16 protein-coding genes are annotated in these 18,418 nt (G+C 73.1%); 7 read left to right on the forward strand and 9 right to left on the reverse strand.

All coding sequences use genetic code 11. The features are described from left to right. The first annotated feature begins 100 nt into the window (after positions 1 to 100). Positions 101 to 1,024: a methylenetetrahydrofolate reductase [NAD(P)H] gene (gene metF, locus JK361_RS15940; protein WP_201818066.1), complete on the forward strand. Its 924-nt coding sequence runs from the start codon at positions 101 to 103 to the stop codon at positions 1,022 to 1,024. A 56-nt stretch (positions 1,025 to 1,080) separates the two neighbouring features. Beyond that, complete coding sequence (locus JK361_RS15945; RefSeq protein WP_201818069.1) at positions 1,081 to 1,995, forward strand: SCO2102 family sporulation regulator; 915 nt, start codon at positions 1,081 to 1,083, stop codon at positions 1,993 to 1,995. Between the two features lie 192 nt (positions 1,996 to 2,187). Here the strand turns inward: JK361_RS15945 and JK361_RS15950 are convergent, their stop codons facing one another. From JK361_RS15950 to JK361_RS15970, 5 genes are all read right to left on the reverse strand, one after another. Next, positions 2,188 to 3,693, reverse strand: a complete 1,506-nt coding sequence (locus JK361_RS15950; RefSeq protein ID WP_201818071.1) for a phytoene desaturase family protein — start codon at positions 3,691 to 3,693, stop codon at positions 2,188 to 2,190. Positions 3,694 to 3,751: 58 nt separating this feature from the next. Then, positions 3,752 to 4,354, reverse strand: a complete 603-nt coding sequence (locus JK361_RS15955; protein WP_201818073.1) for a DUF4126 domain-containing protein — start codon at positions 4,352 to 4,354, stop codon at positions 3,752 to 3,754. A gap of 402 nt (positions 4,355 to 4,756) precedes the next feature. After that, complete coding sequence (locus tag JK361_RS15960; protein ID WP_201818075.1) at positions 4,757 to 5,386, reverse strand: TetR/AcrR family transcriptional regulator; 630 nt, start codon at positions 5,384 to 5,386, stop codon at positions 4,757 to 4,759. Positions 5,387 to 5,433: 47 nt separating this feature from the next. Then, positions 5,434 to 7,518, reverse strand: a complete 2,085-nt coding sequence (locus JK361_RS15965) for a YhgE/Pip family protein (protein ID WP_201818076.1) — start codon at positions 7,516 to 7,518, stop codon at positions 5,434 to 5,436. Next, positions 7,490 to 8,302, reverse strand: a complete 813-nt coding sequence (locus tag JK361_RS15970) for an ATP-binding cassette domain-containing protein (protein WP_307787260.1) — start codon at positions 8,300 to 8,302, stop codon at positions 7,490 to 7,492. The genes JK361_RS15965 and JK361_RS15970 overlap by 29 nt, the downstream gene beginning before the upstream one ends. Positions 8,303 to 8,459: 157 nt before the next feature. Between JK361_RS15970 and JK361_RS15975 the strand changes: the two genes are divergently transcribed. From JK361_RS15975 to JK361_RS15985, 3 genes are all read left to right on the forward strand, one after another. Next, positions 8,460 to 9,038, forward strand: coding sequence for an SAV_6107 family HEPN domain-containing protein (locus JK361_RS15975; protein WP_201818091.1), 579 nt, complete (start codon positions 8,460 to 8,462; stop codon positions 9,036 to 9,038). Between the two features lie 122 nt (positions 9,039 to 9,160). Further along, positions 9,161 to 9,931 carry a methyltransferase gene (locus JK361_RS15980; RefSeq protein ID WP_201818094.1) on the forward strand — a complete coding sequence of 257 codons (771 nt, stop codon included), beginning with the start codon at positions 9,161 to 9,163 and terminating at the stop codon, positions 9,929 to 9,931. A 276-nt stretch (positions 9,932 to 10,207) separates the two neighbouring features. Then, the gene (locus JK361_RS15985) at positions 10,208 to 10,591 is read left to right on the forward strand and encodes an SCO2097 family morphological protein (protein ID WP_201818097.1); all 384 of its coding nucleotides are present in this window, start codon (positions 10,208 to 10,210) and stop codon (positions 10,589 to 10,591) included. 234 nt (positions 10,592 to 10,825) lie between these two features. On the opposite strand, the gene JK361_RS15990 is transcribed toward JK361_RS15985, so the two are convergent. The 4 genes from JK361_RS15990 to JK361_RS16005 form a co-directional block, all read right to left on the reverse strand. Then, positions 10,826 to 13,210: a transglutaminase TgpA family protein gene (locus JK361_RS15990; RefSeq protein ID WP_201818100.1), complete on the reverse strand. Its 2,385-nt coding sequence runs from the start codon at positions 13,208 to 13,210 to the stop codon at positions 10,826 to 10,828. Continuing rightward, on the reverse strand, positions 13,207 to 14,568 hold the full coding sequence (locus tag JK361_RS15995) for a DUF58 domain-containing protein (RefSeq protein WP_201818104.1): 1,362 nt from the start codon (positions 14,566 to 14,568) through the stop codon (positions 13,207 to 13,209). Before JK361_RS15995 ends, JK361_RS15990 begins: the two co-directional genes overlap by 4 nt. Then, positions 14,568 to 15,644, reverse strand: a complete 1,077-nt coding sequence (locus JK361_RS16000) for an AAA family ATPase (RefSeq protein WP_372448717.1) — start codon at positions 15,642 to 15,644, stop codon at positions 14,568 to 14,570. The genes JK361_RS15995 and JK361_RS16000 overlap by 1 nt, the downstream gene beginning before the upstream one ends. A gap of 252 nt (positions 15,645 to 15,896) precedes the next feature. Further along, positions 15,897 to 16,445 carry a beta-class carbonic anhydrase gene (locus JK361_RS16005; RefSeq protein WP_201818110.1) on the reverse strand — a complete coding sequence of 183 codons (549 nt, stop codon included), beginning with the start codon at positions 16,443 to 16,445 and terminating at the stop codon, positions 15,897 to 15,899. Positions 16,446 to 16,797: 352 nt separating this feature from the next. Between JK361_RS16005 and rsmH the strand changes: the two genes are divergently transcribed. Further along, the gene (rsmH, locus tag JK361_RS16010) at positions 16,798 to 17,754 is read left to right on the forward strand and encodes a 16S rRNA (cytosine(1402)-N(4))-methyltransferase RsmH (protein ID WP_201818113.1); all 957 of its coding nucleotides are present in this window, start codon (positions 16,798 to 16,800) and stop codon (positions 17,752 to 17,754) included. A 67-nt stretch (positions 17,755 to 17,821) separates the two neighbouring features. Then, positions 17,822 to 18,415, forward strand: a complete 594-nt coding sequence (gene ftsL / locus JK361_RS16015; RefSeq protein ID WP_201818115.1) for a cell division protein FtsL — start codon at positions 17,822 to 17,824, stop codon at positions 18,413 to 18,415. Positions 18,416 to 18,418 lie beyond the last annotated feature (3 nt).

The raw sequence follows: 18,418 nt of genomic DNA on the forward strand, positions 1-18,418 counted from the left end.
GGTCCGGGTTTCTGTCCAAGGGGTGGACAGGAAGCCGACAATTCGGGCAAATTTCGTACGTGTGGTTGGGTGACCGCCCACCCCTGACTAACCTGCGGGTATGGCCCTCGGAACCCCATCCACCAGGACTGATCGCGCACGCACCGTGCGCGACATTCTCGCCACCGGTAAGACGACGTACTCGTTCGAGTTCTCGGCACCGAAGACCCCCAAGGGCGAGCGGAACCTGTGGAGCGCGCTCCGACGGGTCGAGGCGGTCGCTCCCGACTTCGTCTCCGTGACCTACGGCGCCGGCGGTTCCACCCGCGCGGGCACGGTCAAGGAGACGCAGCAGATCGTCGCCGACACCACGCTGACCCCGGTCGCCCACCTCACCGCGGTCGACCACTCCATCGCCGAACTGCGCAACATCATCGGCCAGTACGCGGACGCGGGCATCCGCAACATGCTCGCCGTGCGCGGCGACCCGCCCGGCGACCCCATGGGCGAGTGGGTGCCGCACCCCCGGGGCCTGGCCTACGCGGCCGAACTCGTCCGGCTCATCAAGGAGTCGGGCGACTTCTGCGTGGGTGTCGCCGCGTTCCCGGAGATGCACCCGCGCTCCTCGGACTGGGACACCGACGTCTCCCACTTCGTGGACAAGTGCCGTGCGGGCGCCGACTACGCCATCACACAGATGTTCTTCCAGCCGGAGTCGTATCTGCGGCTACGCGACCGCGTCGCGGCCGCGGGCTGTGACACCCCGGTCATCCCGGAGGTCCTGCCGGTCACGAGCGTGAAGATGCTGGAACGGCTGCCGAAGCTCAGCAACGCTCATTTCCCGGACGCCCTGAAAGAGCGGATCCTCACAGCGAAGGACGACGCGGCGACGGTACGCTCCATCGGTATCGAGTTCGCCACGGAGTTCTGCGCGCGGCTGCTGTCCGAGGGAGTGCCCGGACTGCACTTCATCACGCTCAACAACTCCACGGCGACCCTGGAAATCTACGAGAACCTGGGCCTGCACCACCCCCCGCGGGCCTAGACCGGCCACACCGCAATGCGACACACTGCGTAGCGGCCACTGGGAGAGGGGCGTACATGGGCTGGACGGTCCTCTACATCGCGTTCGGCGTCGTCGCGCTGTGGTTGCTCGGCGAGGTACTGCTGCAGTACAAGGCGCGGCTGCGCTGGCGGCTGCTGGCCTTCGCCGGGTTCCTCGGCGTCGTACTGGGCGTGCTGATGCCCTCGGTCATCGTCATCGGGGTGGGCGCGATCGCCTTCGCGCTCGGCCAGACCTACGTCACGCTGTCGTTCCGCCGCGGCTTCGCCGCCGGCTGGGCGGTCAAGCGGCCCGACGCCGAGACCGGCGGCGGCAGCAAGCGCCGCCGCGGCAGGGCCGACCGGCACGAGCCGGGCGTCGAGGACACCGACCCGGAGTTCGCCGGGACCGCCGGCGAACCGGGCACCGGCCAGGACGACGGCCGCGGCCAGGGGTACGGCGGCTTCGACGACGACTACGACCGCGACGACGTCTTCACACCCGCCGCCGCCCGCACGGCAGAGCAAACCGCCGCCGAGACCACCGCCGTCTACGAGCCGCAGCCCATCCCCGAGGACACCGGCAACTACGGCGTCTACGGCGAGACCGCCCCCGCGGACCCCGGCCGGCAGAGCTACGCCTACGACTACTCCGGCTATGCCCAGCAGGGCTACGGCTACGACAGCTCGGGCCAGCAGGGCTACGCCAACTACTCCGATCCGTACATCGGCAGCCAGTCCTACGGCTCCTACGACCAGGGCTACGGCCAGCAGTACGGCCAGCCCGGCTACGCCCAGGACCCGTACGCCACCGGCGGTTACGGCGAGACCCCGGCCGGCGGGGTGTGGGTGCCGCAGCAGCGCACCGACGAGGTCTACGGCGGCGAACTCCCGCAGGAGCAGCCGTACCCGCACCCGCAGGGCGCGCAGCAACAGCAGCCCGGCGTCGGGTACGACGAGCAGTACCGCTTCTAGCGGTACCGCTTCCGGGACCGCCGCTTCCGGCAGTACCGCATGTGGCGGTACCGCGTGTGGGAGTCCGCGTGTGGGAGTACCGCCTGTTGCAGTACCGCGTCTGGCGGGGCCCCCGCCGGGCCCGGGCGGCCCGGGGGCCGGCTCGTCTGCCCGTCGAGGGCGCGCTCGGCGCGGGCTCACCGGGCGGCCCGCTCACTGCGAGCCGCGGAAGTCCGGCCCCTCCACGATCAGTCCGGCGACCAGCGCGCCCGACATCCCGGCGTGCGGGAGGCCGCCGCCCGGGTGGGACCAGCCACCGACCCGGTACAGCCCGGGCAACCGCGTGGTGTTGGCCGGGTGCAGGAAGCGCCCCTGACCGGCGGCGAGCGCGGGCGCGGGCACGGACCCGGAGCCCGTCTCGCCCTCGACGTGCGCGGGTGTGCGCACCTCGTGCCACAGCAGACGCTCGCGCAGACCGGGTACCGCGCGCTCGGCCGCCCCGAGGAGGAAGTCCGTGTACCGCCGGACCGTGCCGTCGTCGTCCCAGGCGGCCTCGGCGGACACCGTCGCGGACAGCACCACCGATTCGTGATCGCCGTCGGGCCGCAGGGCGGGGTCGCCCGGGCGCAGCACGGTCACCGTCGGACAGCGGGGCTCGTCGCCGCCGGGCGAGGCCAGGAAGTCCCACTCCGACTCGGGGGCCGCCGGATGGACGACCGTGCGGTGCGCGGCTCCCGGCTCCCGGCCGCCGCGCAGGGCGAGCAGCAGCGTGAACCGGGTGGGCGGGGCGGCACCGGGGTCGGCCCGGACATCGCCCTCGTCGTCCAGCGGACGCTCCGTCAGGGTCCGCAGCAGCGCCGGGTGCACGTCGGCCACGACATGGTCCGCCTCGGCGACACTCCCGTCGGCCAGTTCCACCCCGGCGGCCCGGCCGTCCTTCTCCAGGACCCGGGTGACCTCGGCGCCGAAGACGAACTCCACGCGCCGTTCCAGGCAGCGCTCGTACACCGCGCGCGCCAGCTCGCGGATGCCGCCGCGCACGTACCAGGTGCCGAAGGCGTGCTCCATGTACGGCAGCACGGCCGCGCTCGCCGGAGCCGACCAGGGGGCGAGGCCGTACGCGAGCGCGTGGCTCATCAGGATGCCCTCGAGGCGGTCGTCCCGCAGCTCCCAGGAACCGATCTCGGCCAGCGTCCGGGCGCGCCGCGTGCGCAGCAGCCGCTTGTGCGGGACCGCCGGATACGGCTCCTTCCCGGCCAGCACCTGCCAGTCGGGCCACAGCGGCTCCTCCAGCAGCGGCCGGCGCGTGCGGTCCCACGCCTCGCTGGCCCGCACCAGGAAGTCGCCCCAGCGCCCGCCCGCCCCCGCGCCCAGCGCCTCGTCCAGGGCCGAGACGACACCCGCGCGCGAGGCGTTCGGGAGCAGGACCTCGCTGCCGTCCGGGAAGACGTGCCGCGACGACGGATCGACCTGGACCAGCTCGATGCGGTCCTCCAGCGGCTCCTTGCCGGTCTTCACGAACAGGTCGCGGTACACGGCGGGCAGCGTCAGCAGTCCCGGGCCCGTGTCGAAGCCGAACCCGTCCCGCTCGAACCGGCGCACCGCGCCGCCGTACGTGTCCGTACGCTCGTACACCACCACCCGGTGGCCCGCGACGGCCAGCCGGGCGGCAGCCGCCATCGCGCCCATCCCGGCGCCGATCACCGCAATCCGTGCCATGCCGGCGACTCTATCGACCGCTACCGACACTCCGGCCGCCGGGCGGCTCCGGCGCAGGTCAGGGGGATCGCGAGGCCAGGCGCCGCTCCTCGCGCCGCTGGGCCCGGCGACGCAGGAAACGCCGGATCCGCGAGACCAGGAACACCAGCGTCAGCAGCCCGCCGGCCAGCAGGACGCCCGCGACGACCGCCGCCGCCTCCGGGTGGAACATCGCGAACGCCACGATGCTCCCGACGCCGAGGTCCTCCGCGAGGCTCAGCGCGATGTTGCTGAACGGCTCGGGCGAGGCGTTGACCGCCATCCGGGTCCCGGCCTTGACGGTGTGGCTGGCCAGCGCCGTCGAACCGCCGATCAGGCCGGCCGCCACGTCGGAGAGCGAACCGCTCTGCCCGGCGAGCAGCGCCCCCACCCAGGCGCCGGCGAGCGGGCGGACCACCGTGTGCACGGAGTCCCACAGCGAGTCGACGTACGGGATCTTGTCGGCGACGGCCTCGCACAGGAACAGCACGCCCGCGGCGATCAGCACCTCGGGGCGCTGCAAGGTCTGCGGAACGTCGTCGCTGACCCCCGACGCGCCGAAGAAGCCGAGCAGCAGCACCACCGCGTAGGCGTTGATGCCGCTGGCCCAGCCGCTGGTGAAGACGAGAGGGAGTACGGACACGGACGCGATCGTAGCCAGCCGGCGGGCCGCCGTCGTGGGCACGCGCGCGGGCGGCTGAGTACCCGTACTCAGCCGCCCGGATGAGTACGTGCGCGGATGGGCCGACGGGCGCCGGGACGAGAGAGTGGAGGCACGGCAGGGGGCGTGGCCCGGCACCGCCGACACGGGGCGGCGGAACCGCGCCCGCCCGCCGGCCGCTCCTTCCGCCGATCCGTCGGCGGAAGCGAGACACGGGGGCCTCGGGGAAGACCGCCACGGGGGTCCGCACGGGGGAGCCCGTACCGGGGGAGTACGGGACGGAAGTACGGGGGAGCGGGGGGAGCACGGGGGAAGGAGAGGGCGCCGGTCCGGAAGCGGACCGGCGCCTTCCTCGTGTGCCGTGACGGTGCGTGCCCGGCGCGCTCAGACCCGGCCGCTGACCCGCCCCTGGAGCAGCCGGGACAGAGCCGCGTGGACGTCGTCCAGGGAGCGTTCCGGCTGGAAGGACTTCCAGTCCAGCGCGGCCACCAGGACCATGCCGACCAGCGCCGCCGCCGTCAGCTGGACGTCGATCTCGTCGCTGAACTCGCCGGTCGCCACGCCCTCGCGCAGCACCCCCTCCACCACCGCGACCGCCTCCTGCCGCACCACCATCAGGGTGGACTGCCAGGCCCGGTTGGTGCGCCACAGCTCGGCGACGTACAGCTGGGTGAAGGCCGGGTAGCGGTCGATGAAGACCAGGCCCGCGCGGATCATCGCGTCCAGGGCGTCCACCTTGCCGCCGCCCGCGCGTGCCGTCGCCTCGGCCGCCTCCTTCAGGGAGGCGGTGAGCAGGCCGACGCCGTGCCTCAGCAACTCCTCGAAGAGAACGGACTTGCTCGCGAAGTTGTAGTAGACCGTGCCCTTCGCCACCCCGGCCCGCTCGGCGATCTCGTCGACCGTGGTCGCGGAGAAGCCCTGCTCGGCGATGAGCGTGACGGCCGCCTCGTAGAGCTTCTGCCGGGTGGCCTCGCGGCGCGTGCTGCCGCCGGACCTGGCGCTGCTGCTTTCCATGGCCCCGATTCTCACAGGTACGCGCGCGTGCGAGCGCTTCCCCGGGATCACAGACTCAGCTCCGGGTGCAGCCGGTCCAGGGTCCACACCTGGCGGCGCCGCGCCGCCAGTGCCGTCAGCGCGAGGGCGCCGGCGGTGAACGCGGCGAGCACCCCGCACGCCTGCCACACCGGGCCGAGTCCGCCGCCCGTGATCAGCCGGCGCAGCGCATCCACGATGTGACTCATCGGCAGGTACGGATGGATCGCGGAGAAGAAGCCCGGGCTGGTCTGCACGGGATAGGTGCCGCCCGCCGAGGTCAGCTGGAGCATCAGCAGGGCGAGGACCAGGATCCGGCCCGCCGCGCCGAAGCGGGCGTTCAGCCACTGCACGAGCGCCGCGAAACAGGCCGTGACCAGACACAGGAAGCCTATCGTGCCGGCCGCCCGCAGCATCTGCAGACCGATCGCCCAGTGCAGCACGGCCATCAGCGCCGCCACTTGGAGCACGCCCACGGCGACCACCGGCAGCCAGCCCGCGAGCGCGATCCGCCAGGCCGGCGAACCGGCCGCCAGGGCACGCCGGTTGAGCGGCGGGATCAGCATGTAGGCCACCATCGCGCCGACCCACAGGGACAGCGGGATGAAGTAAGGGGCGAAGCCGGTGCCGTAGTTCGGCGCATCGTGCAGGTCGTGGGAGGCCAGCTGGACCGGGTCGGCCATCACGCCGGTGCGCCGGTCACGGTCCCGCTTGTCGTAGTCGGGGATCTTCCCGGCACCGGAGTGCAGCCCGCCGGCCAGCTTCCCGGAGCCGTCGGACAGCTTGTACAGGCCGCCGTGCAGCGTCTCGGCGCCCGACTTCGCGGTGCCGAGGCCCTTGTCCAGCGTGACCGCGCCGGTGCGGGCGGTGCCGAGCCCGGTGTGCAGCTTCTCGGCGCCGGCGGCGACCTTCTGCGCGCCCTTGTTCAGCTTGTTGATCTTCTTTACGGCGTCCTCGACGTCCTCGGAGAGGTGCGGTGCGCGCTCGGCGAGGGCGTCGGCCTGCTTGCGCAGCGTGCCCAGGTTGGCCCGCATCGTCTTCAGGTCGCCGTCCTGGTCCGCGATCAGCGTGTTGAGGTCGTCGGCGACGACGGCCACGTCGGCGGCGGCGGTCCTGGCCCGCTTCAGATCGGGGCAGGCCGGGTCGGGGAGGGTCGCGGGTTCGCAGCGCTTCTTGTACACCTCGTCCAGGAGGGTGGAGGCGGCGTGGGCGGTCCTGGCGGCGCCCGGCGCGCGCTCCACCAGCACGTCCAGGTTGTCCTTGACCGCCTTTGCCGAGTCGGAGACCAGCCTGGCGGTGTCCCCGATGGTCTTCTCGTTGCCCTTGATGAAGGGGCCCGCCTCGGCGTCGACGCCGTTGACCTTGTCGGCGAGTTCCTGGGTGCCGTCGGCGACCTGCCGCGAACCCTTCTGAAGGTCGCCGGCGCCGGTGTCGAGCTTCTTCAGGCCCTTGGCCAGCTTGCCGCTGCCGCTCTTGGCGTCCTTCAGCCCGTCGGCGAGGTCCTTGGAGCCCTTCTCCGCCTTCGCGATGCCGCTGTTCAGCTTGTCGGCGCCCTTGGCCGCCGTGACGGTCTTGTCGTGGATGTCGGAGAAGGACACGAAGATCTTGTCCAGGAAGGTCCGTGAGGCCTTCGTGGAAGCGGCCGAGCGCACCTCGTTGAAGACGGTGCGGGAGATCTGGCCGACGATGTAGTTGTTCGCGTCGTTGGTGCGCACCCGCAGGGCACCGGTCTGCGGGGAGTCGCCGGAACTGGAGGCGATGCGGCTGCTGAAGTCGGCCGGCATGGTCAGCGACAGGTAGTAGGTGCCGTCCTCGACACCCTTGCGGGCCTCCTCGTCGCTCACCTCGTGCCAGTCGAAGGTCCGGCTGTCGCGCAGCCCGTCGACGATGTCGTCACCGGCGCTGATCTTCTTCCCGCCCGCCGTGGCGCCCTTGTCGTCGTTCACCAGGGCCACCGGGATGCGGTCCAGACGGCCGTACGGGTCCCAGAAGGACCACAGGTACAGGGCGCCGTACAGCAGGGGCAGCACGAGCAGCGCGACCAGCGCCGCGCGCGGCAGCCTCCCGCGCCCGAAGCGCCTCAGCTCAAGCGCGGCCAGCCTCGGCGAGCGCATCGGCCTCCTCCTCGCGGTCGCTCTCGTCGTCGTTGTCGTCGTCGCCCCCGGGGGCGACGGTGTCGTCGTCGCCGCGCACGGTGGACACGGACACGCAGTCCGCGGGTGCGGTGCGGCAGACGGCCACGACCGTCGTCCCCGCGCGCGTGAGGGACCGCAGCACGTCCCAGAGTTCGGCGCGCTCGGCCTCCGAGAGCTTCATGTCGACGTCGTCGACACCGAGCAGCCGGGGCCGTCCGAGCAGGGCCAGCGCGAGGGACAGCCGTATCTCCTGCGGGCGTTCCAGGTCGCGCACGGCCGTCCGGGAGCCCTTCGGGAGCGTCTCCGGGTCCAGTCCGGCGGCGGACAGTGCCGCGTCGACGCGCAGCCGGGCCTCGTGCACGCGGCGGACCCGGGGGTGCAGCAGCTCACGCAGGGAGTCGCCGAAACGGCGCTGGAGCAGGGCCCGTTCGCGCAGGTGCTCGCCGACGGTCAGGGCCGGCTCCAGGTCGGTCACGCCGGCCGTGTTGGCCACCGCGCTGATCCGGCGCAGTGCCGCCATGTGACGGGGAAGTTTGAACCCGCCGACGGTGGCGACTCCTTCGCTGGGCCTCATCCGCCCCGTGAGCGCGAGCAGCAGGCACGTGCGGCCCGATCCGGACGGTCCCTCGATCGCGATCAGCGAGCCCGGTTCCGCGTCGAGGGTGATGCCGCGGAAGGCCCATCCCCGTGGGCCCTTGAGCCCGAGGCCTTGGGTACTGACGCCCGCGCCGGCCGTGCCGCCGGTGTCGTCCGTGTCGTCCACAGGTCCCCCTGAGGCTAATTTGAACTGACTGGTCAGTACAAAAATACGCCCGAACTGCCGATCGAGGCAAAGCCCCAGGTCAGAACGGATTGTCAGTGGCATACCTCACGATGGGGCACATACGGCATTCGTGCCGTCAGACGACAGGAGGTTCGTCATGGCCCATTCGTCCGCAGCCGCCGCCCACCGGCGCGGCGCCACCGGCCCTGCCCCCTCACTGACCGGCCCGGCGAGCGACGTGCACCCCGTGCTTCGCCGGGCCACCGCCCCGCCCGCCGTCCTCGACCTGCTCGGCCAGGCCCGCGCCGGACTGGAGGAGGCCGCGGTCCTGGAAACACCGAACGAGCGCTACGCGACCGCCCACCTCGCCGCCCTGCGCACCGCCGCCGCCGTGCTCGCCGCCCGGGGCCGCCCCGAGACCTCAGCCCGCCGCCGGGCCCGGATCCGCAGCGCCTGGGAGGTGCTGCCCGAGATCGCCCCCGAGCTGACCGAGTGGAGCGCGCTGTTCGCGTCCGGGGCCGCGCGCCGCGCCCGCGCCGAGGCGGGCATCCAGGGCGCGGCCGGCTCGCGGGACGCCGACGACCTGATACGCGACGTGGCGATGTTCCTCCGCATCGTGGAGCGCATGCTGGTCCTCCAGCCGGTCCTGCCACAGCCACGCCAGGACCCCGGCGAACCGGACGGCCCGGCGCCGCGCCCCACGGGAACGCGCGGCGAACTCCCGGACGCGGGCTGACCACGGCCTCGTCCACCGTGCGGCGCAGCGGCCGGACTCCGGCGCGATGACCTGGTACGGCACGGGAGGCAATAGGGTGGAGTGGCCTTAAGCCCGCCAGTCCTGCCGAGGAGTCAACTGCCGTGTCGGACCCGTCGCGCCCCCGCGCCTCTCTCCGTACCGCCGTGGTCTGGGAGGTCCTGAAGGACGCCCTCGACCGCCGGGTCAAAGCCACGGGCCGGAACTCGCTGGACGTCCTCGACACCGGAGGCGGCAGCGGCAACTTCGCCGTGCCCGTGGCCCTCCTCGGCCACCGTGTCACCGTGGTCGACCCCAGCCCCAACGCGCTGTTCGCGCTGGAGCGCCGCGCCGCCGAGGCAGGCGTCGCGGACCGGGTCAAGGGCGTGCAGGGCGACGCGCACGGCCTGTTCGACGTGGTCGAGCGCGGCGGTTACGACGCGGTCCTGTGCCACGGCGTCCTGGAGTACATGGACGACCCGGCCGAGGGCATCCGCAACGCGGTCGCCGCGCTGCGCTCCGAGGGCGTCCTCAGCCTGCTCGCCGCCGGCCTCGGCGGAGCCGTGCTCGCCCGTGCCCTCGCCGGCCACTTCACCGAGGCCCGGCAGGCGCTCCAGGACCCCGACGGCCGCTGGGGCACCGGCGACCCGTCGCCCCGCCGGTTCACCGCCGAACAGCTCACGGCGCTGGTCGAGAACGCCGGCCTGCGGGTCGGCGCCGTGCACGGCGTGCGCGTCTTCGCCGACCTGGTGCCCGGCGTCCTGGTGGACACCGAGCCCGGTGCCCTGGACGCGCTGCTGAAGCTGGAGGCCGCGGCGGCCGAACAGCCCGCGTTCCACTCCGTCGCCACCCAGCTGCACGTGCTCGGTGAGACGGCCGAGGCCGCGAAAGCCTGAGCGCACCACCGTGACCTGGCGCTGATCAGCGCCTCGGCCGCACATGGAGTACGCCACAAGCCCCCCGATCGAGGGGTTTGCGCCGTATGATCGAGGTACACCTTCCGGCATGACAGGTCGGCCGTCGGGGAATGGAAGCCTCAGCGAGCCGGACGCCCATGACGGACTCCGGTTGGCCAATTGGCGTAGAGGGGCGGGTTTCACGGGGGCGATTCCCTGCCTATCCTGAAGGGACCCCCCGGGTCGCCCCGGCGACTGCACGATGAGGAGGACTCCGTGCCGCTCTCGGAGCACGAGCAGCGCATGCTCGAGCAGATGGAGCGAGCGCTGTACGCCGAAGATCCCAAGTTCGCGTCGGCGCTTGAGGGAAACGGGCTGCGGACGTACACCCGGCGGCGGGTCTACCAGGCGGTGGCGGGCTTTCTCATCGGTATCGCGCTCCTCATGACCGGCATGGTCATGCAGCTGATCTGGGTCAGCGTGGTGGGTTTCCTCGTCATGCTCGGGTGTGCCGTGCTCGCCGTCACCGGCTGGCGCAAGGCCCCGAAGCCGGGCGAACAGCCCCAGGGCGCCGCCCGCCGGCAGGTGCGGCCGAAGCGCTCCGTGATGGACCGGATCGAGCAGCGCTGGCAGCGCCGCCGGGACGAACAGGGCCGCTGACCGCCGCGCGCCCCCGCGCGGCCCCCGGCAGACATACGCCGACGGCGGCGGACACCGGCCGACGTCAGTGAACACACGCCGACCACAGCAGGCACACGCACGCGCCGACGGCAGTAGACATACGCCGCCTGCGGCAGGCACACGCCGACGGCAGTAGACATGGGTGAGGGGCGGCCACCGACGGGTGGCCGCCCCTCACCCATGCGCTCGGCCCTGCCGCCGCGTGCGCTCCGCTCAGCCCTGCTGATCGGACGGCCGGCGCAGCGTCGGACGGGCGGCCGCGACCCTGGAGCGCAGCGCCGACCAACGGGCCGACACCGCCCACAGCACCCGGACCGAGGAGCGGGGCAGCAGCAGCGCCCGCAGCCGCGTTCCGGTGCTCACCGTGGCCCGCAGCCCCTCGACCACCCGGCGCACATCCTCCGCGGCTCCGGCCGACGGGCGCGGCAGGGGCGCGTACAGCACCTGCTCCACCGCGTCCGCCACCCGGTGCACGGCGGCCCCGGCCACGGGATCCAGCTGCCCGAGCCGGACGATCCGGTCGGCGGCCTTGCGCGGGGTCAGCGACTCGTCCGGCACGATGCCGTGGTCCCAGGCGCTGTCCGCCAGCTCCTGCCAGGCGGCCAGCGTGTGGGCCGCCGCCCCCTGCGCGGTCCGGGGGTGTCCGCCCAGCCGCAGCGCGCGCACCCGCGCCCGCCACAGCAGCGGCGACAGCGGGACCGCCAGGACCAGCAGCGCGCCCAGCCCGATCAGCAGCCACCACCACGGGGCCGCACCGTCGTCGTCGTGGTGCGGGGCCGCCGCCGCGGACGGGCTGCCGCAGGCTTGGAGCCTGCGCAGCTCGCCCGCGCAGCTCTCGCTCGGCGAGGCCGCGGCCGAGGGGGCCGAGGACGCGCCCTTGGAGGGCAGTGCCTCGTCCGGCAGCGAGCTGCCGGGCGTCTCCGACTGGGTGTACGACGGGGTGGTGCCACGGGTGGGGGTCGGCTCGAAGCGGGTCCAGCCCACGCCCTCGAAGTACAGCTCGGGCCAGGCGTGCGCGTCCCTCTGGTTCACCGAGATCGTGCCGTCGGCCTGCGGGGTGCCGGGGGCGAAGCCCACCGCGACCCGGGCCGGGATGCCCAGCGTGCGGGCCATGGCCGCCATGGCGAAGGAGAAGTGGACGCAGAAGCCCTCCTTCTTCTTCAGGAAGTTCGCGATGGCCTCGGGACCGCGGCCCACCTTCACCGAGGTGTCGTACTGGAAGCCCCCGGTGACGGCGAAGTAGTCCTGGAGCTTGACGGCCTCGTCGTAGTGGCTGTTCGCGCCGGCGGTGATCTCCTTGGCCGTGCCGGCCACCACCTCCGGCAGCGAGGACGGCACCTTGGTGTACTCGCTCCGCAGGGCGGCCGGCGGCTGCGGCGCGGCGGCCAGCTGATCCGCGGTCGGCTGCACGGCCAGGCTGGTCACCTGGTAGGTCTCGCCGCGCGTGGTCTGGCCGTGGTCGCCGACGAGGGTCATCCCGACCGGCTCGTACCGCCACCGGCCGCTGACCTTCACGCTGCTCGGCGGGTAGGGCATCGGCAGCCAGTTCTGCGCGTACGTGTCCGCCGCGGTCACGGTCGTCCGCACCTCGCGGCGCTTGACGTCCGCGCCGAGGCCGACGGGCGTGGGCAGCTCGTCCGGCATGCCGACGACGTGCCGCTGGGCCGGTGTCCAGGTGGTGCCGTCGAACTCGTCCAGGGACACGATCCGCAGGTACAGGTCCGAGATGTCGTTCGTGCTGGTGCGCAGGGTCAGCACCTGGCGGTCGTCGTTCGTGTTCAGGTTGTCGCGCAGCGACACCAGTGGGTTGACCGCCGAGATCCTGCCCCCGTGGCCGTTGCCCGACCCCACGCCGGTGCCGGCGGCCTCCAGCAGGCCGCCGTGCATCGCGGGCAGGGCGAGCGGCACCATCAGGGCCACGCCGAGCGCGACCGCGCCGATCCGGCGGCCGGTGCGCACCGGCGCCACGGCGCCCGCCTCGGGGAAGCCCGGCGTGCGCGGGGCACCGCCGAAGACCCGTCCCCACTGGGCGAGCCGCTCCCGGCCCTCCGCGAGCAGCAGCATCAGATAGCCGGCCGCCGCCATCAGGAACCACAGCCACTCGGCGCCGCCGTCGGACAGACCCGCGGCCACCGAGTACAGCGCGAGCAGCGGCAGCCCGGCCGGAGCCGCGCTGCGGAAGGTCACCGCGAGCACGTCCACCAGCAGCCCGATCAGCAGCGCGCCGCCGATCAGCATCAGCTTGATGCCGTCGGTGACCGGCGCCGGTATCGCGTACTGGCTGACGTCGTCCCCGCCCTGCCGGAGCAGCTCGGCGCAGTACCGGAAGGTGTCCGGGCCGGGGATCAATCCGGCGATCGCGTGCTGCCGGGCGAACACCAGGGTGAGCATCATCAGGGTCACCAGGGCCTGCGCCGCCACGGTCAGCGGCCGGCCCAGCGGCACCCGCCGGGCCGCCGCGCCCACCCCGGTCTGCACCGCCACCAGCAGGACCAGCTGAAGCAGCCAGGTCGGCTCGGCCACCAGCGGCAGCAGCGAACAGGAGGCCATCAGCGTGGCCGCCGCCGCGCACAGCGCCAGTCGTGCCCGCCCGCTCATCCCAGTGCCTCCCCGCTCACCGAGGCCAGGCCGGCGCGTTCCCGGTCCGCCTGCCGCCACAGTTCGTCCAGCGAGGCACCACGTGGCACGCTCAGCGCCGTCCACCCCGCCTCGCGCAGCAGACGCAGCCGCTCCGCGTGCCGGTCGTTCGGCCGGGGCACGTCGGTCGCCTCCCGCACCCAGACGTCCGGGTCCAGTACGAAGGCGACGGCGCCGCCGCTGCGCCGGCTCATCTTGGCGACCGTCGTGGCCTGCTCCTCGTCCAGGTCCCCGAGGAAGGCGACGAGCAGGCCCTCGTTGCCGCCGCGCAGCATGTCGTAGGCCCGGGACAGGCCGGAGCCGTCGGAGTAGTCGATCACCGCGAGGGTGTCCATCATCAGCCCGGCCGCGTCCGCCGTCTCCTGCCCGCTGCCCGCGAAGCCGTCGCCGCCCTCGCCGGGCACCGCGCTGCCGCTGTCGGTCATCAGCCGTACGGAGAAGCCGCGCTCCAGCATGTGCACCAGCACCGAGGCGGCACCGGAGACGGCCCACTCGAAGGCCGAGTCCGGACCCGCGCCCTCGTAGGCTCCGCCGCGGGTGTCCAGGAGCACGGTGCAACGGGACCGCCGGGGCTGCTCCTCGCGGCGCACCATCAGCTCGCCGTAGCGCGCGGTGGACCGCCAGTGCACCCGGCGCAGGTCGTCGCCGTAGCGGTAGCCGCGCGGGATCACGTCGTCCTCGCCCGCGAGGGCCAGCGAGCGCTGCCGTCCGTCGCCGTACCCCATGGCCTCGCCGCCGAAGCGGACCGGGGCCAGCGGTTCCACGCGCGGGATGACCGTCAGCGTGTCGTACGTGGAGAAGGAGCGGGTCAGCTCGCACATGCCGAAGGGGTCCGTCAGCCGCAGTTGCAGCGGGCCGAGCGGATAGCGGCCCCGCAGGTCGGAGCGGACCCGGTAGGACACCTCGCGGCGGCCTCCCGGTTCCACCCGGTCCAGCACGAACCGGGGCCGCGGGCCGAGGACGTAGGGCACCCGGTCCTGGAGCATCAGCAGTCCGGTGGGCAGCCGGGAGACGTTGTCCATGCGCAGGTGCACCCGGGCCTCGCTGCCGGCCGGTACGCGCGCGGGGGCGAGGCGGCGGTTCGCGGCCACCCGGTAGCGCGTGCGGTACAGCACGGTCGCGCAGATCAGGGGCAGCACGGCGAGCAGCAGGCCGACCCGCAGCAGCTCACTCTGGCCGAGCACGAACGCGCAGATCGCGGCGGCGATCCCGGCCGCGAAGAAGGAGCGGCCGCGGGTGGTCAGACCCGCCAGGGCCGTGCGGACGCCGCCCGTCTCCCTGCGATCGCCGTCCGCCGGCCCGGTCCCCCCCGGGCTCATCACAGACTCCGCGGGGGCTGCTGCGGATAGGCGGGGACGTTCCGGCCGAGTCCGCCGAAGCCGCCCTGCCGGCCCGGGACCGCGGGCACCGGCGTGTGCTGGAGGATCTCCAGCACGACCTGCTCGGCCGTACGGCGGTTGAGCTGGGCCTGTGCGGTGGGCAGCAGGCGGTGGGCGAGCACGGCGCTCGCGAGCGCCTGGACGTCGTCCGGCAGTGCGTACTCCCGGCCGGCCAGGGCCGCGGACGCCTTGGCCGCGCGCAGCAGGTGCAGCGTCGCACGCGGGGAGGCGCCGAGTCTGAGGTCGGGGTGGGTGCGGGTGGCGGCGACCAGTTCGACCGCGTACCGCCGGACGGCCTCGGAGACGTGCACCCCGCGGACCGCCTCGACGAGCTTCACGATCTCGTGCGCGTGCGCCACCGGCTGGAGGTCCTCCAGCGGGCTGACCCCGCCGTGGATGTCGAGCATCTGCAACTCGGCCTCCACGCTCGGGTAGCCCACGGAGACGCGGGCCATGAAGCGGTCGCGCTGGGCCTCGGGCAGCGGGTAGGTGCCCTCCATCTCGACCGGGTTCTGGGTCGCCACCACCATGAAGGGGCTGGGCAGTTCGTACGTCTGCCCGTCGATGGTGACCTGCCGTTCCTCCATGGACTCCAGCAGCGCGGACTGGGTCTTGGGCGAGGCGCGGTTGATCTCGTCGCCGATCACGATCTGCGCGAAGATCGCGCCCGGCTTGAACTCGAAGTCCCGGCGCTGCTGGTCCCAGATGGACACACCCGTGATGTCCGAGGGCAGCAGGTCCGGCGTGAACTGGATGCGCCGCACCGAGCAGTCGATGGACCGCGCCAGCGCCTTGGCGAGCATCGTCTTGCCGACTCCGGGGACATCCTCGATCAGCAGATGGCCCTCGGCGAGCAGCACGGTCAGCGCGAGCCGTACGACCTCGGGCTTGCCCTCGATCACGCCCTCCACCGAACCGCGTACCCGCTCCACCGTGGCGGTCAGATCATCCCCCACCCTCGAATACGCTCGGGCGGGGGCGCCCCCATGGCTCGCTGGATCGTCATAGGTCGACACCCGGCCCTCCTCGGCCCGTTCTTTTTCTTTTCGGGCCGACGCTCTCTGTGCGAAACCGGCCCACCCCGAAACACGGACACCACGCGGGAAAGGTTCCGCGTGACGCCACACCCCGCATTCTTGCCGCCGTTACCGATTCGTGTCACCGCCTGTGGACAACTGCCCCGCGATGTCGGTCTTACGGCTTTCCGGCCGTGCTTCCGGCAGGGACGGCGGGACGCGCCCCCCAAGCGGCCGGCCGGTACTCCCGGGTCAGGCCGGGTCCACCTCGCGCAGCAGGCCGGTGCGCACGTCGAAGACGAAGCCGCGGACGTCGTCGGTGTGCAGCAGGAAGGGCGAGGTGCGCACCCGCTGCATGGACTGGCGCACGTCCTGGTCGGCGTCGCTGAAGGACTCCACCGCCCACGCCGGCCGCTGCCCGACCTCCATCTCCAGCTCGGTGCGGAAGTCCTCGGTGAGGGACTCGAGGCCGCAACCGGTGTGGTGGATGAGCACGACGCTGCGGGTGCCCAGCTTGCGCTGGCTGATGGTCAGGGACCGGATGACGTCGTCGGTGACCACACCGCCCGCGTTGCGGATGGTGTGGCAGTCGCCGAGCTGGAGGCCGAGGGCCTTGTGCAGGTCGAGGCGGGCGTCCATGCACGCGACCACGGCGACGTGCAGCACGGGACGGGCGTCCATACCGGGATCCGTGAACGCTTCGGCGTACCGCCGGTTGGCCTCCACGAGGCGTCCGGTCACGGTGTCGCCGGTGGTTATGGCGCCTTCGGATCCACCGGGGGCTGCTGCGGAAGTCGTCATGCCGATGACGTTACTGGTCACGCAACGGTCTGGCCTGCTGCGACAGGGGACAAAGAACGTCAGCGTGGCTTGTTGTGAGCTAACCCACAGGGAGGGCAAAGGGGAGCCGAACGGGTGGATCGATGTCAATCCGGGTTCCCGCCGCGTTGCGGTGCGCGACGCGCAGGCCGGTTGATTGACCCTGGGACAGCGTGGACTAAAGTGGCGCGAAAGCGGGAGACGAGTCTCTCCCCGCTGGTGAAACCCCCGGAGACCCCGGCACGGCCCGGACCCGTCTCCTCGCGCGCGCGGCGCGTACGTACGGCTCGGGGGACCGACGGTGCGTACGGCCCGCCGGAACTGAGAGGCCCCCTTGAGCCAGAGTCGACACGTCCCGGTGATGCTCCAGCGGTGCCTGGACCTGCTGGCGCCCGCCCTGGAGCATCCGGGCGCGGTGGTCGTCGACTGCACCCTCGGCCTCGGCGGGCACAGCGAGGCGCTGCTGGCCCGGTTCCCCGGCGTGCGGCTGATCGGCCTCGACCGGGACAAGGAGGCGCTGCGCCTGTCCGGCGAGCGCCTGGCCCCGTACGGGGACCGCGCCACCCTCGTGCACGCGGTGTACGACGAGCTGCCCGAGGTGCTGCACCGGCTCGGCATCGCGCGCGTGCAGGGCGTGCTGTTCGACCTCGGGGTCTCCTCCATGCAGCTGGACGAGGCCGGCCGCGGCTTCGCCTACGCGCAGGACGCGCCCCTGGACATGCGCATGGACCAGACGACCGGCATCAGCGCCGCCGAGGTACTCAACACCTACCCGGCGGGCGAACTCGTGCGCATCCTGCGCGCGTACGGCGAGGAGAAGCAGGCCAAGCGGATCGTCGCCGCGATCGTCCGCGATCGCGAGAAGGAGCCCTTCGCCAACAGCGCACGGCTGGTGGAACTCATCCGTGACGCCCTGCCGCAGGCCGCGAAGCGCACCGGCGGCAATCCGGCCAAGCGCACCTTCCAGGCGCTGCGCATCGAGGTCAACGGCGAACTGTCCGTGCTGGAGCGGGCGATCCCGGGCGCCGTGAAGGCGCTGGACGTCGGCGGGCGGGTCGCCGTGCTCTCGTACCACTCGCTCGAAGACCGGCTCGTCAAGCACGTGTTCGCGGCCGGCGCCGCCTCCACCGCGCCGCCCGGACTGCCGGTCGTGCCCGAGCGCTACCAGCCGCGGCTCAAGCTGCTCACCCGCGGTGCCGAACTTCCCACCGAGGAAGAGATCGCCGAGAACCGCCGGGCCGCACCGGCCAGACTGCGGGGTGCCGAGCGCATCAGGGAGGACGTCGAGTGAGCGAGACGGGTCGGAGGGTTTCCCCCGCGCACCCAGGAAGCGGCATCCCCCACGCACCGGGGGAGCAGTGAGCAGGAAACCCGTGCTGAAGGGGAGGGCCGCCCGGCTCGCCCGGCTCTTCCCGGCCGGCCGCGCCCGGGCGGCCCGTACCCCGTTCGTCCTCCTCGTCGTCGTCCTCCTCGGCGGCGGCCTCATCGGGCTGCTGGTGCTCAACTCCGCGCTCAGCGAAGGCTCGTTCAAGCTCGACGACCTGCAGAAGCGGACGAAGAGCCTCACCGACGAGGAGCAGGCCCTCCAGCGCGACATCGACGCCTACTCGTCGCCCGACGCCCTCCAGCGCCGCGCCCGCGAACTCGGCATGGTCCCCGGCGGCGACCCGGCCTTCCTCGGCCCCGACGGCAGGATCAAGGGCGTCCCCGGCGCCGCACCCCGGACCGCCGCCCTCTCGGACCCGGCCGCCCCCGGGGCGCTGATCCCGGCCGCGGACGTCTCCGCGCCCCCCGCCCCCACGGCGGCACCCGCCACCCCCGGCCAGGCGGCGCCCACCGCGCCCGGACCGGCGGCGCCCGCCGCCCCGCCGGGCCGGCCCCAGGGATCCTCCCCGACCGCCGCGCCGCCCGCCGCATCCCAGCCCATTGCCACCCCGACCCCCGGCAGGTGACGG

This window comes from Streptomyces musisoli (assembly GCF_016741855.1).
Classification (GTDB): Bacteria; Actinomycetota; Actinomycetes; order Streptomycetales; family Streptomycetaceae; genus Streptomyces; species Streptomyces musisoli.

Bases quoted from the DNA above. Each gene is read 5' to 3' on its own strand.
- JK361_RS15950 (WP_201818071.1), bottom strand. From the start codon at position 3,693: ATGGCACGGATTGCGGTGATCGGCGCCGGGATGGGCGCGATGGCGGCT.
- JK361_RS15975 (WP_201818091.1), top strand. From the start codon at position 8,460: ATGGCCCATTCGTCCGCAGCCGCCGCCCACCGGCGCGGCGCCACCGGC.
- JK361_RS15960 (WP_201818075.1), bottom strand. From the start codon at position 5,386: ATGGAAAGCAGCAGCGCCAGGTCCGGCGGCAGCACGCGCCGCGAGGCC.
- JK361_RS15995 (WP_201818104.1), bottom strand. From the start codon at position 14,568: ATGAGCCCGGGGGGGACCGGGCCGGCGGACGGCGATCGCAGGGAGACG.
- metF (WP_201818066.1), top strand. From the start codon at position 101: ATGGCCCTCGGAACCCCATCCACCAGGACTGATCGCGCACGCACCGTG.
- JK361_RS15965 (WP_201818076.1), bottom strand. From the start codon at position 7,518: ATGCGCTCGCCGAGGCTGGCCGCGCTTGAGCTGAGGCGCTTCGGGCGC.
- JK361_RS16005 (WP_201818110.1), bottom strand. From the start codon at position 16,445: ATGACGACTTCCGCAGCAGCCCCCGGTGGATCCGAAGGCGCCATAACC.
- JK361_RS15990 (WP_201818100.1), bottom strand. From the start codon at position 13,210: ATGAGCGGGCGGGCACGACTGGCGCTGTGCGCGGCGGCGGCCACGCTG.
- JK361_RS15945 (WP_201818069.1), top strand. From the start codon at position 1,081: ATGGGCTGGACGGTCCTCTACATCGCGTTCGGCGTCGTCGCGCTGTGG.